Annotated in this window: 16 protein-coding genes; all 16 read right to left on the bottom strand. The window is 46.9% G+C overall.

All coding sequences use genetic code 11. The annotated features are described in order from the left end of the window. Nucleotides 1–15 precede the first annotated feature (15 nt). Entirely contained in the window at nucleotides 16–225 is a 210-nt protein-coding gene (locus G4O42_RS00475) for a helix-turn-helix domain-containing protein (protein ID WP_032872207.1), read from the bottom strand. Next, the gene (folK, locus tag G4O42_RS00470; RefSeq protein ID WP_032872206.1) at nucleotides 177–680 is read right to left on the bottom strand and encodes a 2-amino-4-hydroxy-6-hydroxymethyldihydropteridine diphosphokinase; all 504 of its coding nucleotides are present in this window, start codon (nucleotides 678–680) and stop codon (nucleotides 177–179) included. The genes G4O42_RS00475 and folK overlap by 49 nt, the downstream gene beginning before the upstream one ends. Next, the gene (folB, locus tag G4O42_RS00465; RefSeq protein ID WP_003150671.1) at nucleotides 677–1,039 is read right to left on the bottom strand and encodes a dihydroneopterin aldolase; all 363 of its coding nucleotides are present in this window, start codon (nucleotides 1,037–1,039) and stop codon (nucleotides 677–679) included. The genes folK and folB overlap by 4 nt, the downstream gene beginning before the upstream one ends. After that, nucleotides 1,032–1,889 (bottom strand): dihydropteroate synthase, encoded by an 858-nt coding sequence (gene folP, locus G4O42_RS00460; RefSeq protein ID WP_007409946.1) that lies wholly within the window; start codon nucleotides 1,887–1,889, stop codon nucleotides 1,032–1,034. The genes folB and folP overlap by 8 nt, the downstream gene beginning before the upstream one ends. Continuing rightward, nucleotides 1,870–2,754, bottom strand: coding sequence for an aminodeoxychorismate lyase (gene pabC / locus G4O42_RS00455; protein WP_032872205.1), 885 nt, complete (start codon nucleotides 2,752–2,754; stop codon nucleotides 1,870–1,872). The genes folP and pabC overlap by 20 nt, the downstream gene beginning before the upstream one ends. After that, complete coding sequence (gene pabA / locus G4O42_RS00450) at nucleotides 2,751–3,338, bottom strand: aminodeoxychorismate/anthranilate synthase component II (protein ID WP_032872204.1); 588 nt, start codon at nucleotides 3,336–3,338, stop codon at nucleotides 2,751–2,753. The genes pabC and pabA overlap by 4 nt, the downstream gene beginning before the upstream one ends. 6 nt (nucleotides 3,339–3,344) lie before the next feature. After that, nucleotides 3,345–4,766, bottom strand: a complete 1,422-nt coding sequence (pabB, locus tag G4O42_RS00445; RefSeq protein WP_032872212.1) for an aminodeoxychorismate synthase, component I — start codon at nucleotides 4,764–4,766, stop codon at nucleotides 3,345–3,347. A gap of 167 nt (nucleotides 4,767–4,933) precedes the next feature. After that, on the bottom strand, nucleotides 4,934–5,860 hold the full coding sequence (gene cysK, locus G4O42_RS00440; protein ID WP_032872203.1) for a cysteine synthase A: 927 nt from the start codon (nucleotides 5,858–5,860) through the stop codon (nucleotides 4,934–4,936). Between the two features lie 75 nt (nucleotides 5,861–5,935). Further along, nucleotides 5,936–6,826: a peptidyl-prolyl cis-trans isomerase gene (locus tag G4O42_RS00435; protein ID WP_032872202.1), complete on the bottom strand. Its 891-nt coding sequence runs from the start codon at nucleotides 6,824–6,826 to the stop codon at nucleotides 5,936–5,938. 45 nt (nucleotides 6,827–6,871) lie between these two features. Further along, entirely contained in the window at nucleotides 6,872–7,747 is an 876-nt protein-coding gene (gene hslO / locus G4O42_RS00430) for an Hsp33 family molecular chaperone HslO (protein ID WP_014304205.1), read from the bottom strand. Nucleotides 7,748–7,757: 10 nt separating this feature from the next. After that, nucleotides 7,758–8,534: a type III pantothenate kinase gene (locus G4O42_RS00425; protein WP_007409940.1), complete on the bottom strand. Its 777-nt coding sequence runs from the start codon at nucleotides 8,532–8,534 to the stop codon at nucleotides 7,758–7,760. A 148-nt stretch (nucleotides 8,535–8,682) separates the two neighbouring features. Next, a complete protein-coding gene (gene ftsH, locus G4O42_RS00420) occupies nucleotides 8,683–10,602 on the bottom strand; it encodes an ATP-dependent zinc metalloprotease FtsH (RefSeq protein ID WP_004264608.1) in 1,920 nt (639 codons plus the stop codon). A 97-nt stretch (nucleotides 10,603–10,699) separates the two neighbouring features. Further along, nucleotides 10,700–11,239, bottom strand: a complete 540-nt coding sequence (hpt, locus tag G4O42_RS00415) for a hypoxanthine phosphoribosyltransferase (RefSeq protein WP_004264611.1) — start codon at nucleotides 11,237–11,239, stop codon at nucleotides 10,700–10,702. After that, nucleotides 11,236–12,654 (bottom strand): tRNA lysidine(34) synthetase TilS, encoded by a 1,419-nt coding sequence (gene tilS, locus G4O42_RS00410; RefSeq protein WP_032872210.1) that lies wholly within the window; start codon nucleotides 12,652–12,654, stop codon nucleotides 11,236–11,238. The genes hpt and tilS overlap by 4 nt, the downstream gene beginning before the upstream one ends. A gap of 104 nt (nucleotides 12,655–12,758) precedes the next feature. Further along, nucleotides 12,759–13,760, bottom strand: coding sequence for a protein kinase domain-containing protein (locus G4O42_RS00405; protein WP_007615197.1), 1,002 nt, complete (start codon nucleotides 13,758–13,760; stop codon nucleotides 12,759–12,761). Then, nucleotides 13,726–14,463: a vWA domain-containing protein gene (locus tag G4O42_RS00400; RefSeq protein WP_032872200.1), complete on the bottom strand. Its 738-nt coding sequence runs from the start codon at nucleotides 14,461–14,463 to the stop codon at nucleotides 13,726–13,728. The genes G4O42_RS00405 and G4O42_RS00400 overlap by 35 nt, the downstream gene beginning before the upstream one ends. Nucleotides 14,464–14,488: the final 25 nt, after the last annotated feature.

The following is a 14,488-nucleotide window of genomic DNA, read 5'->3' as shown; positions in this document are numbered from 1 at the left end:
CCTTTCATTATTTGTCTATTTTTCAGGCGGGGCCAATTCGTCCGCACTTATATTTAAAACATCTGCCGCATCTTGAATGATGGCATCTGACGGCAATCGGTTTCCGCGTTCAATTTCACCGACAATAGAAACTGATACACCTAATGCTTTTGCAAATCCTTCTTGAGTATAACCTTTCAGCTTTCTGAATGCACGAATTCGCCTACCCCAGATTTCTGCTTCCATACTCTTACACCTTCTTGGTTTGTTTCAGCGCTTACCGTGATATGATCCGCCTGCGGACATATTTCTTTTAACGGCGCAAGGACAAATAAGCGCTCATACATTCTCGGATGCGGAACAATCAGCCGCTCTGTTTCAATATTTTCACGATTATACAGCAAAATGTCAAGGTCTGCCGTCCGCGGTCCCCAGCGAATCTCTCTCGTTCTGCCTAATTCAGCTTCAATGCTCTGCGTTACGTCAAGAAGTTCAAAAGGAGATAACGCCGTTTTCACTTCAACCGCCATATTGAGAAACTGATCTTGATCCTCATAGCCGACGGGATCTGTTTCATATATGGAGGACACCTTTGACACCGTCACGCCATGATGACGGCTGAGCATGGCCACTGCCTGGCGCAAATAATGTTCACGGTCGCCCATATTGGAACCGAGGCCGATATATGCCGTATTGTTCATGATTTCTTTCTCGTCATTTCTATGGCTACTGATTTATAATGGCCAGGAATCGGCGGGTCAGGCTTAACAACCTTTACCGTACATTGCTGCACCGGCTCAAATTTCTCAAGGACGGTGTCTGCGATCCGTTCCGCAAGGGTCTCGACCAAATTAACGGGCTCGCCCTCAACGATGCCGCGGCAGACACTGTACAATTCCGCATAGTTAATGGTATAAGAAAGGTCATCCGTTTTTCCCGCTTTGCTCAAATCCAGTTCGGCAGTCAGGTCTACTTTGAAGCGCTGGCCGAGTTTGTTTTCTTCTTCGAATACGCCGTGATATCCGTAAAACTCCATACCTTCTACATATACTTTATCCATAATGTACGCCTCCTTTGTTCAACATAGCATCCATCATCTTAGTCATTCTTGCGATCTCTTTGACATCGTGCACCCTCACAATGTCGCAGCCTTTCTGGACGCCAAGGCATACTGTCGCTCCCGTTCCCTCGGCACGTTCTTCAGGGGGAAGGTCAAGCACACGGCCGATGAACCTTTTTCTCGATGTCGCCAGGAGCAGCGGATAACCTAACCCGCTGAACACCTCCAGCTTGTTCATGACAGCCAGATTGTCCTCATAGTTTTTCGCAAAGCCGATCCCCGGATCCAGAATCATGTTTTCATCTGTGACGCCGGCTTCTGCGGCAATTTTTACGCTTTCCATCAAGTCTGCAAGCATATCAGGAATAAGATCGTTGTAGTTTCTTTCCATGCGATTATGCATTAAGATAATCGGAACCCCGTGTGCGGCGGCTACTGACGCCATGTCAGGATCACCTTTCGCCCCCCAGATGTCATTAAGGATAGAGGCTCCCGCTTTGACCGCTTCGTCTGCCACGGACGCTTTATACGTATCGATTGAAAGCGGAATGTCCAGCTCGCTTGTAATCCGTTCTATGACGGGGATGACTCGTGACATTTCCTCATCAGCCGACACGAGTGATGCGCCGGGCCTTGTCGATTCGCCGCCGATATCTATGATATGCGCCCCTTCTTCAGCCATCTTCGCCGCATGCAGAAGCGCCCTTTCCGTACTGTCGTATTTGCCGCCGTCTGAGAAGGAGTCTGGCGTTACATTTAATATCCCCATAACGAGCGTCTTCTCTTTATAGGACAGAGCGCCTTTTTTTGTATGAATCAGTTTAGGCTGTTCAATTGTTTGCTGCGCCATTTTGTTCCTCCTCCTGTACATTCATTTTGTTTATTTCCTGCTGATACTGCTTACAGAGCAATTGCACCGTTTTTCCGCTCATTCCGGGCAGCGGAACTTCCTCTATTTTAGAAAACGGGATGATTTCAAGCACGGAGTTTGTCAACCATGCTTCATCTGCTTCAAGCATTGATTGAAAACGGAATCGGCCTTCGGTGACTTCTGTCCCCTGCCGTTTCAATTCATCAATGACAAACTGTCTTGTTACCCCATCGAGAATTCCCGTATCCAAAGATGGCGTAAAGACCTTGTCTCCTTTTCGCCAAAACACGTTGGAGACAATGCCTTCCGCGACATCTCCTTCTCCGGTCAGGAAAATCCCTTCAAGATTAGGATCATTCCCGATCTCCCGTTTAGCGTACATGTTGTTTAAATAGTGATGGGATTTTAACCGAAAAGTTCCTTCAGGCGTATTTCTCCGGACAGAGAGAAGCCTGCCTTCTTTTTGAACAGGCAGAGTTTCCGGATTGAGCCGGTTGACGAAACAAAGGACGGTCGGCTTTTCATAAGTCTGCGCGGCAAACCCCTTATCGCTGACGCCTGCCGAGATGTTAAGCCGGACACGCGCGCTGCCGTCCTTTATGTCATTGAGGTGCAACAGTCTCCGAAGCATATCAAGCAGCTCCTGTTCGTTCACCTCATATGCAATCTGCAGATCCCGAAGCGCCCTGTTGAGCCTGGCGACATGCGCATCCGGCAGAAACGGCCGGCCGCTGTAAAGCCTGAACGTCTCGAACGCGCCGATCCCGTACAGATAACCATGGTCAAAAGGAGAAAGCGCCGCTTCTTTCTCCTCTATATATTGACCATTCAAATATATAATCACACCGACACTTCCTTTTTGCGGTGTGTCTCTATAAAGTTTCTGAGCATCTCTTTGCCGAAGGAGGTCATGATGGATTCCGGATGGAACTGAACACCTTCAACAGGCAGCTCATGATGGCGGATTGCCATAATTTCTCCTTCTTTGGTTTGAGCGGATACCGTAAAACAATCCGGCAGCGTGTCCGCTTTGACAATAAGTGAATGGTACCGGGTGGCGACCAGCGGATTTTGCAGGCCTTTAAAAATCGTCTGGCCGTCATGCATAACTTCTGACGTTTTGCCATGCATGAGCCGCTCTGCTCTGACGACATCGCCGCCGAATACTTGCGCAATCGACTGATGCCCGAGACATACGCCGAAAATAGGAATACTGCCGGCAAAATGTTTGATGGCTTCGAGGCTGATCCCCGCTTCAGCAGGACTGCACGGCCCGGGAGAAATCATTAAGAAGTCCGGACCCAGCTCTTCAATCTGCTCAATCGTAATCTCGTCATTCCGTCTGACGATCAGTTCCTCCCCGAGCTCACCCAAATATTGAACCAAGTTGTACGTAAATGAATCATAATTGTCAATCATTAAAATCATCTCTGCTCACCTCGTCTGATTTTTTGTCTCTTCTTCACTCAGCTCTAACGCCTTTTTCATCGCAAAAGCTTTTTTGAACGATTCCTTGTATTCATGCTTCGGAACCGAATCAATAACCACTCCTGCTCCGGACTGCATAAAAGCATGTCCGCCGGCTGCATAGATCGTCCGGATCACAATGTTAAACTGCAAATCTCCGTTGAATCCGAACCAGCCTATAGATCCAGTATAAAGCCCCCGTCTTGTCGGCTCAAGCTCTTCTATAATTTCCATCGTTCTCACTTTGGGCGCTCCCGTGATGGTGCCCCCCGGGAACACCGCATGAATAATGTCTGTCGCGTCATATCCGTCCTGCAGCTCTCCCTGTACGTTTGACACGATATGCATGACGTGGGAATACTTTTCGATCGCCATAAACTCGTTAACCCGCACGGAGCCGTAGCGCGATACGCGCCCGAGGTCATTGCGCTCAAGATCAACAAGCATGACGTGTTCCGCACGTTCTTTTTCGTTGTGAATTAATTCATCAGCCAAAGCCTTGTCTTCAGCATCGTCTTTTCCTCTTGAACGCGTACCCGCGATCGGTCTCGTTTCAAGCTTCTTCCCCTTCTTTGTCACCAATAGCTCCGGCGACCCGCATATCACTTGAAACCCCGGTGTCTCGAGATAGGCCATGTAAGGAGACGGATTGACGTTTCTCAAGTGTTTATACACCTCATACGGATGAACGGATAAAGACTGAGACTGCCTGATGGACAAATTAACCTGGAACACATCGCCGCTCGCGATATATTGTTTAATTTGTTCTACAGCCTGTGAAAATCCTTCCTCAGTGAACGGAGCGGCGTACGATCCGTCCCCATTCCGATTCAGCGGTGAAAAAGGCTCGTCCGCCGTTTGGAGGGAACACCACATGTCCTCTAAGCCGGACAGCTTTTCTTTTGCAAGATCCGCTTCTTCCGCTTCAGTATGGGTAATGAGCCATAACGCCTCTTCCTCATGGTCATAAACGGCCACATCATCAAAAACAAGAAAGTAAATATCGGGTGTTTCCAGATCATCTAACGACAGCATCTTAAAATTCTCAATATATCGGGCATAGTCGTAACTGATAAAACCAATCGCACCGCCCTGAAAGTCCGGAAACTCAACGTTTGTTTCCGTTCCGAGCGTTCCAAACCATTCATGAAAGGCCCGCAGCGGGTCACCTTCTTTAAACAGTGTTTCTCCCTCATGCTTGATCGTAGTAATTCCGTCTTTCCCTCTGACGGACGCAATCGGATCTAGACCGGCTATACTGAATCTTCCCCCTCTCGCGCTTTCGAGCAGAACATGCCGTTTTCTCGATTTCGAAAGGTTTTCATATCGCTGTAAAAATGCTTGTTTCGTAAAAGGTATTTTTCTTCCTGCCGGTCTGCGTTGTGCCATCATATCAATCCTCTGCTTCGTTTTACTGTAGTTTTATTTTAAAGCAATCACACTGGTGAAAAAAGTGAATTTCACTTCCAACCATAAAATTCGAAACGTTTTTTGGATTTTCGATGCTTCAGGCACAAAAAAACTCCCGGATACAGCCGGGAGCCGTGTGTATGTCTCTATTCAAACTGATAAAGCGGTGTGCTTAAGTAACGTTCTCCGTTACTAGGGATGATCGCAAGCACTTTCTTGCCTTTCCCGAGTTTTTTCGCGATTTCCAGCGCCGCGTAAATGGCCGCTCCGGAAGAAATGCCGCCGAGAATCCCTTCTTCTTTTGCCGTTTTACGGGCATATTCAAATGCATCCTCATTTTTGACGGGAATGATTTGATCATAGATGTCCGTATTCAATGTTTCAGGGACAAATCCCGCTCCGATACCCTGAATTTTATGCGGGCCCGGTTTTCCGCCGGAAAGAACCGGAGAATCAGCCGGCTCTACCGCATAGATTTTGATGGATGGATATGCTTCTTTCAGCACTTCGCCCGCTCCCGTGATGGTTCCGCCGGTACCGATTCCGGCCACGAACGCATCAAGCTGGTCGTCACCAAACTGTTCTACGATTTCTTTCCCCGTCGTTTGACGGTGAATTTCCGGGTTTGCCGCATTGTTGAATTGCTGAGGCACAAAGTATCCGTTTTCCTCCGCAAGTTCTTCCGCCTTTTTAATGGCGCCCTTCATTCCTTCTGCGCCGGGAGTCAGCACAAGCTCCGCTCCGTATGCGCGCAGCAGATTGCGTCGTTCCATACTCATTGTATCAGGCATAACGAGAATGGCTCTGAGACCTTTAGCCGCTGCCACCATCGCAAGACCGATCCCTGTATTTCCGCTTGTCGGTTCAATGATTGTGTCGCCGGCTTTTAATTTTCCTTCTTTTTCAGCCGCTTCAATCATCGCCGCTCCGATACGGTCTTTTACGCTGCTGCCCGGATTCATGTATTCAAGCTTCAGATATACATCTGCACTGTTTTCATCCGTCAGGCGATTCAATTTCACAATAGGAGTATTTCCGATTAGTTCAGTAATAGAATTTGCAATACGCACCATGTTGGACACCTCAATTTCCGACTAAATTTATTGGTATTATAAATATAAGTTATCAATTTCAAAATTTTTTGTCAATCATTTAGTTCTTTTTTCCCCGTAGAACCAAGAGACCCCCGCCTCTTTCCACAGCGTTTTGACTGTCGCCTTGTCACCTAATTGATCCATCGCGATCTGGCGTCTGATTTGACTTCTCACTTCATTGTATGAGAAAGTTCTTGCTTTAAGCTTTTCTTTCAGCTGAATGACGGCATATCCTGAAGAAACTTTAATCGGTTCAGCGGACCATTCATCTTCTTTGAGATTTTTAGCTTCTGTGATATATGCCTGCGGGATATTTTCCTGGTTTTCTGTCACAAAGCCGAGGTCTCCGCCATACTGAGACGTGTATCTGTCCGTGGAACGCTCAGCGGCGACGGCTTCAAAGCTGGAACCGCCTTTCAAATCAGCAAGCACCCTGTCCGCCTCTTCCTTGTTTTTGACGACAATGTGCCTGATTCTGTAGGAATCATCGAAATGGTACAGTTCTTTATTTTTATTATAAAATGATTGCATTTCCTTATCCGATATATCGATGTCCTTCGTCAGCAGTTCTTCAAGAAGAATGTTGTAGCGGATCTGGTCTCTCCATTCTTTTTCGGTAATATGGCTGTCTTCATAAAATGAATTATTCACCGCTTTGATTAAAAGAAATTCACGTTCCAATTCGGTGTTTGAAACTGTGAGTTTATTCTTTTTCGCAAGTTCTTCCACTACTTGTGCATTAATCATGTCTTCCAGAGTTGATTTTCCGTACTCGTCTTCCATCTTTTTCATCCAGTCCTGCCGTGTGATATGTTTATCACCGATTGTCGCGATGGATTCTTCAGATGACCCTGCAGCTTGGGATTTTGTTAACTTATACGCCACTGCTACACTGCATACCAACAGCGCCGCTACAATAATCGTCAAAAGTGTTCTCGATTTCAAAATCTACCCCATCCCTTTTACAAAATAGAACAACCCGCTAAAGAGCTAGCGGGTTGTTTCGTCACGAAGCTCTTCCAGTTCTTCTTTTGTAAATAAATATTTCTCATTACAAAAATGGCAAACCGCTTCGGCTTTTCCGTCTTCTTCTATCATATCTTGTATTTCTTTTTTGCCTAGTCCTAAAATGGCCGTTTCGAATCGATCTTTTGAACAAGAACAGTGAAATTTGACCGGCATTGTTTCGAGAACGTCCGGTTTTTGACCCAGAACTTCTTCTAAGATTTCTTCCGGTGTCAGGCCTTTTTGAATCAATTTTGAAATCGGTTCGATTTGAGATAATTGCTTTTCAATTGTTGAAATGGTTTCTTCATCAGTCCCCGGAAGAAGCTGAATGATGAACCCGCCCGCAGCGAGAATCGTGTTATCAGGATTTACTAGAACACCTACGCCGACAGATGAAGGGACTTGTTCAGAAGAAACAAGGTAATACGTGAAGTCATCACCGAGTTCACCCGAGACAATCTCTACTTGCCCCGTAAAATAATCACGCAAGCCCAAATCTTTTACGACACTGAGTGTTCCGTCAGTTCCGACCGCCCGTCTGACATCCAGTTTCCCTTGTTCATTGAGGTCAAAATGAACGTGCGGGTTTGATACGTATGCTCTTACCTCACCCTTTGCGTTCGCATCTGCGACAATGGCTCCGATCGGGCCGCCGCCTTCTATTTTGACTGTCAGCTTATCTTCACCCTTAAGCATCGCTCCGAGTATCAGAGACGCTGTCATCGTCCGGCCGATTGCGGCTGATGCCGTCGGCCACGTGTCATGCCTTCTTTGCGCTTCATTTACCATATCTGTCGTTCTGGCTGCATAAGCCCGCACTTTACCGTCATATGCAATTGCTTTAATTAAATAATCCATCGTTTACCTCCTATACGTGACCCACGCGATTTCGCTCATAAATGATTTCCAGCCCTTTTAAAGTAAGAAACGGGTCAACAATATCAATACAGTCTGATTCGTTTGCGATTAATGACGCAAGCCCCCCTGTCGCAATGACTTTCGGTTCTTGTGTGGCCTGCCATTTCATCCGCTTTACAATGCCTTCAACTTGTCCGACATAGCCGAAAAGGATGCCGGACTGCATGGCGCTTACCGTGTTTTTGCCGATGATATTGTCCGGTCGGGCGATTTCAATTCTCGGAAGCTTGGCCGCGCGTGAGTACAGCGCTTCCGTTGAAATTGTAATGCCGGGAGCAATCGCGCCGCCCATGTATTGTTTGTTTTCATCGATGTAGCAATACGTCGTCGCCGTTCCGAAATCAACAACAATTAAGGGGCCGCCATACTGCTGAATCGCCGCAACGGCATTGACGATTCTGTCAGCTCCCACTTCTTTCGGATTGTCATATTTTATATTTAAACCTGTTTTCATTCCCGGGCCGACAACCTGCGGCTCGATGTGAAAGTATTTTGTGCACATTCTTTCTAAAGAGAACATAATCGGCGGCACTACGGATGAGATGATAATCCCTTCAATCTGTTCAAACATCAGTCCGGAATGTTCAAATAAGGAGCGGAGCAGCATGCCGAATTCGTCTTCTGTTTTGTGCCTGCTCGTTTCTATGCGCCAATGATATTCTAGTTCCCCATCATGATATACACCAATCACGGTGTTGGTGTTCCCCACATCTATAACCAGTAACAACCTCTATCACCACTTTTGAATAGTTTCTAATCATAACATTTTCAACATTCTACAATACCATACACGATCTGCGGCTCTTTTGTAAACAAAACGAAACCAGTAAAAAAACCGCCGGTATACGCCGGCGGTTTTTATATCAGAAAGCGAACTATTCTTTCGGCTCGTCTTTCTTTTCGTCTTCTGTTTTAGACAGGATGTTTACTTTCACATCGTCTTTTTGAAGATGGTCATCTGAGAAATTGCGCTCAGGGAGTTTTCCGTGATCCACGAGATGCTTGATTTGTTCCGCATCTAATGTTTCCACATCAAGCAATGTCTGAGCAATCAATTCAAGCTTATCGCGATTTTCAGTCAGGATGGTTTTCGCACGCTCATAACATTCTTTAATGATGCGCTGAATTTCCTGATCGATTTCGTAAGCGATCTGATCACTGTAGTTTTGCTCGTTGTTGAAATCCCGGCCCAGGAATACTTGACCGCCTTGAGATTGACCGAACTGAAGCGGTCCGAGTTTTTCTGACATACCGAACTCTGTCACCATTCTTCTGGCAATGTTCGTTGCCCGCTGGAAGTCATTGTGAGCCCCCGTGCTGACTTCGCCGAAGATAATTTCCTCCGCAACACGTCCGCCCAGAAGACCGACAATTTTATCGAGAAGTTCAGGTTTTGTCTGGAAGTAACGGTCTTCTCTCGGAAGCATGACCGCGTATCCGCCCGCCTGCCCCCTTGGAACGATCGTTACTTTATGAACCATATCGGCTTCATCCAGCACAAGTCCGATAACGGTGTGACCGCCCTCGTGGTACGCCACGATATTGCGTTCTTTTTTCGAGATGACGCGGCTCTTCTTCGCAGGACCCGCAATGACACGGTCCGTTGCTTCATCAATGTCGCGCATATCAATTTTCTTCTTGTTTTGACGGGCAGCAACGAGTGCCGCTTCGTTAAGAAGGTTTTCTAAATCTGCGCCTGAGAAGCCAGGTGTTCTTGAAGCGATTGCTTTTAAGTTCACCGTCTCATCAAGCGGTTTGTTTCTCGCATGCACCTGCAATACGGCTTCACGGCCGATGACATCCGGACGGTCTACCGTAATCTGACGGTCAAAACGTCCCGGACGGAGCAATGCAGGGTCAAGAATGTCCGCACGGTTTGTCGCAGCGATAATAATGATTCCTTCATTCGCACTGAAACCGTCCATCTCTACAAGCAGCTGGTTCAGCGTCTGTTCGCGTTCATCATGCCCGCCGCCAAGACCGGCGCCGCGCTGACGTCCTACCGCGTCGATCTCATCAATGAAGATCAGGCAAGGCGCATTCTTTTTCGCATTTTCGAATAAATCACGCACACGGGAAGCACCGACACCGACAAACATTTCAACGAAGTCAGATCCGCTGATGCTGAAGAAAGGAACGCCCGCTTCACCGGCTGAGGCTCTCGCAAGCAATGTCTTACCGGTTCCCGGAGGTCCGACCAGCAGCACGCCTTTAGGGATTCTGGCGCCAAGCTCGGCGAATTTGCGGGGATCTTTCAGAAACTCAACAACCTCAACGAGCTCCTGCTTCTCCTCATCCGCGCCGGCTACATCTTTAAACTTCACGCGTTTCTTTTCTTCCGTATACAGCTTCGCTTTGCTCTTTCCGAAGTTCATGACACGGCTTCCGCCGCCCTGAGCCTGATTGAGCAGGAAGAAAAACAGAATAAAGATGATGACAAACGGAATGATCGTCGTTAAGAACGTCACCCACCCGCTTGTTTCCTGTGCGGGATCAACTTTTACGTCCGTCTTTTTAATTGCGTCAAATATCTGGTCTGCTCCTTTTCCTTCAGGAACATGTGTTAAAAAGTACTGGTCTTTGTCGTATTTTTTCAGCTGTCCTTTTACCTCATAAACACCTCTGACAGGCTGAACCGATACGCTATCAACTTTCCCTTCATCGAGGTTCTTGATAAACGTACTGTACGACATATTTTCTGTTTTCGGGTTTGAGGTCTGGAAGTAACTCACAACCCCGATTACTACTAATAAAATAAGTAAATAAAAAATGGTATTACGGAAGACCCGATTCATTCCTTACCTCCTCCCACAGTAAGCACAACTATGTTCAATAGTACCATAGAAAATCATTCCAATACAACCGATAACCATCTCGGAAGCAGGCAGCCGATCAGCTTTCATAAATCGCCGGTTTTAATACTCCGATGTAAGGCAGATTGCGATAGCGTTCGGCATAATCAAGTCCGTAACCCACAACAAACGCGTCAGGAACTTCAAAGCCTACGAAGTCTGCTTTAATGTCCGCTTTTCTTCCGCTTGGTTTATCCAACAGGGTAACAATCTTAATTGATTTCGCTTTACGATATCGGAAGAGTTCTACGAGATAGCTCAAGGTTAACCCACTGTCGATAATATCTTCAATGATTAAGATGTCCCGGCCTTCTACAGATGTATCCAAATCTTTGATGATTTTGACTTCTCCGGAAGAAACCGTGGAATTTCCGTAGCTTGATACATCCATGAAGTCCATTTCCAAATATGTATCAATATGCTTTATAAGATCAGCCATAAAAGGAAGCGCTCCCTTTAACACACCGATTGCCAACGGAAACGTGTCGCTGTACTCGCTTGTTAATTGTTCTCCAAGCTGTTTTACTTTCTGCTGGATCTCATCTTCTGAGATCAGCACTTTTTCGATATCCTGTTTCATGTTAATGCTTGCCCCCTACACTTTTCATGCTGTCTATATTGTAATACAATGCGGTCACTGTTTGAAATCACAAGATCGTCAAAGATGGATTTTTTCAAGCCAGGCAGCCAGATAATTTCACCGCTCGCATCCGTTACAATCGGCCATTCGTCCCGATCCCGCAGAGGCAGTTTATGATCAATAAATATATCTTTCACCTTTTTCGAGCCATTCATCCCTTTAAGTTTGATCCGGTCGCCGATTTTTCTCGTCCGGATTGTTAAAGGAAATTGCACCTTGTTTCTGCTTGTCATAAAAACAGCATTCCCATTTTTGATATGAGGGTCAGCTTGAACGGCCACCTCTATCATAAAGCCGTTGGGGAGAACAGCAGTCTCGCCTTCCGCTCCTTGCAGCTGCAGCTCAAAGGGAACTTTTTCACATTGCCATTGTTCAAATGTAAACAAACATGTCTGATATGATTTGACCACCTTCAGCCCTTTCGGAAAATCAAGCACTCCCGAGGCGCTTCCATTTTCCGCCCATTCGAGAAACTGCTGTATGTGGCGGGCGGAAAACGACGATGGAACGTTTTCATAAAGATAGTTTAATATTAGTTGAACTCCTCTTCTTTGTAAAGGTATCGGAAGGGCAAGCAATTGAGAGGAATTGACTTCAACCGATGTGTCAGACTTGCTTGTAATAACCTTATTCATTCGTTCTTTCGTTAATGACTGCAGGTATTGTTCGTCTTCTGTCAGTGCTTCACTCACCTTTTGAAACATTTTATGAACGTCAGGTGATTCTTGTTTTAAAAAAGGAAGCACGGTCTTTCTGAATCTGTTTCTTGTATAATCGTCTTTTGCATTGCTCTCATCCGTTCTGTAGCTGAGCCCTTTTTGACGGCAGTATTCAAGGATTTCATCCTTTGCCGCATAAAGGAGAGGCCTGATCAGCCAGCCGGATGCAAATTCGCGGACGGGCTGCATTCCCGCAAGCCCTGCCCCGAGCGTACCTTTCGCAAGCCTCATGAGCATTGTCTCAACCTGGTCATCGCCGTGATGAGCCAGCGCCAAAAACTTCGCTTGGTGTTTCGCCATCAGATCTTCGAAAAACTGATATCTGCAATCACGCGCGGCAGCCTGCTTGTTCAGCCTATTCTTCTTTGCGTATGCAGAAACATCAATCTGTACCGTTTCACAGAGGATGTGTTCCGCTTCGCAATATGACTGCACAAACTTCATATCTTCTTCAGATTCAGGACCCCTGAACTGATGGTCGACATGCGCCGCTATGATAACGGAGGAATGCCCGAAGTGTTTATTCAGCATACTGAGAAGCGCCATTGAATCAGGGCCTCCGGAGACCCCGGCAATAATCGTTTCTCCCTCCGCCTGAAGATGATATGTTTTGAAAAAATCTTCCACGCTTTTCACAATGTCCCCCTCACAATGAGCAGGTTTTTTAAAGATATACATATCCTATCACTTTCATTCCCTCCAAGCAAAGAAGAAGCATGAGCGCAGGCGTCCGGCCGGCATTAGATGAGAAAAAAGACGATGTAAGCGAAATAAAGGGCGAGAACGCTGATTAAAATAAGTGTTGTTTCAAACAAACCATTGTGCTTTGCGGGTTTTTGTTTAGGTTTATACCGCGTTTGAGATACAGTGCCCTGCCGCGGTTTTGATTGCGGCGGCTTAGGCTTGGCGGCGGCTTTCCTTTTGCTCCCGGCGCTCTGCCCCGCCGTCAGGATGTCATGCTTCATGGCTTCCGCAGACGGATATTGGCCGTTTAAAGCAGAAAACAGAACCTTCTTATACTTATTCAGAAACGGGTGGCCTTCAATGATAGAACGAAGCTGTTCTTTCGGCTGTCCTGACTTTTTGCACTCTTTCTTCTGGACACAGTGGATCATGATCATTGCGACAGCAAACAGGTCATAGGATGGTTCTGCTTTTCTTGTTCCATACCCCCAATAGCCCCTGTCGTAAAACTCCGTATACTCTTTAATCGCGCGGCCCTGTTTTGTCGTTCCCCCTACATCAATGCAGCGAATGGCAGCCGGTGGTCCGGTTACAATGAGATTGTCCGGTTTGAGGTCACCAAAAACCCATCCCTGCTGATGAAGGACTGACAGGCTGGAAAGAAGCTGCACCATCAGCACCGGAATCCACTCCGCTCCCTTACTGCTGATATATTGCGGAAGAAGCGGCCCTTCTATGTACTCCATCACGTAAAAAGAGACATTTTTATTCAGCTGCGGAATAAACGCGTCGTCCGCATCAAAAAAAGAAGGCCCCATCGTTTGCGACCGGGCCTTTGAAAAGGATTTTAAGACATTCACTTCAGAGGTAACAGACATGCTGTCGCTGCTTATTTTCAAAGCGACCTGTCCGCCTGATGCTTCTGCCAGATATACAATACCGTTAGCCCCTTTTCCAAGCTGTTTGAGCAATCTGTAGGATTTGCCGTTCCATTTGCCCTGAATTGCCGTCCCCGGTGCCAGACTACATGCCAAACTCGTTAAAGCGTCGTTCATCATCTGCCAACATGCTCCTTCTTGAGCGGATTCTCTCAAACTGCTGCGTCGCTTCCCGGATAGCGGGGCCCGTAGGGGTGATACCGCCGGTCGACAGCTTCGCAAAGAGTGCAGAAAGAGATTCAAGCTTCGGCGTCCAATTCAGCACAAGCTCAACTTCCTGGCTTTTCCCGGGAAATATACACATGGCAAATTCATTTTGCCCGGCCCGGGAATTTAAACTGATGGAAAGATCGATCAGCGCTTCTTTCACCGTCGGCAGTTTCGGCGCCATACTCGCACTCGTATCAACCAGCACAAGCACTTGCAGATGAACCGTTTCGCCGAGTTCATCAACCACTTCCATCACTTCGCCGCGTTTTTCAGGAGAAAGCTCTTCCATTTCAACGTTTTTCCCTAAAATTTGTTTAAGCTCTTGATTGACGACGCCTTGCAGCGTCTGGGTCATTGCTTTTTTCGTCACCATTTGAACCGTCTGAGACAATTGTGACGCGTACACAACTTGATGGACGCCGCCTCCGGCCATGGCGATGCCTTCAACTTCCTTCATTGCCTCTTGGTCAATCGCGTTTTCTTCCATAATTCCTATAACATTCACCGTAATCCCCTGCTCCTTGGCGAAAGCCGCCATTGCGATCGGGTCTTCACCATGATTGGAGCAGCCATCTGTAACCAGCAGAACTTGATTTAAATGTCCCTTATTCACATACATTCCTCCCGGTGATACGATT

Origin of the sequence: Bacillus sp. LUNF1 (genome assembly GCF_011008975.1) — a bacterium.
Classification (GTDB): Bacteria; Bacillota; Bacilli; order Bacillales; family Bacillaceae; genus Bacillus; species Bacillus velezensis.
Note: the sequence above shows the minus strand (reverse complement) of the source record. Positions and strands in the feature narration are given on the sequence as shown.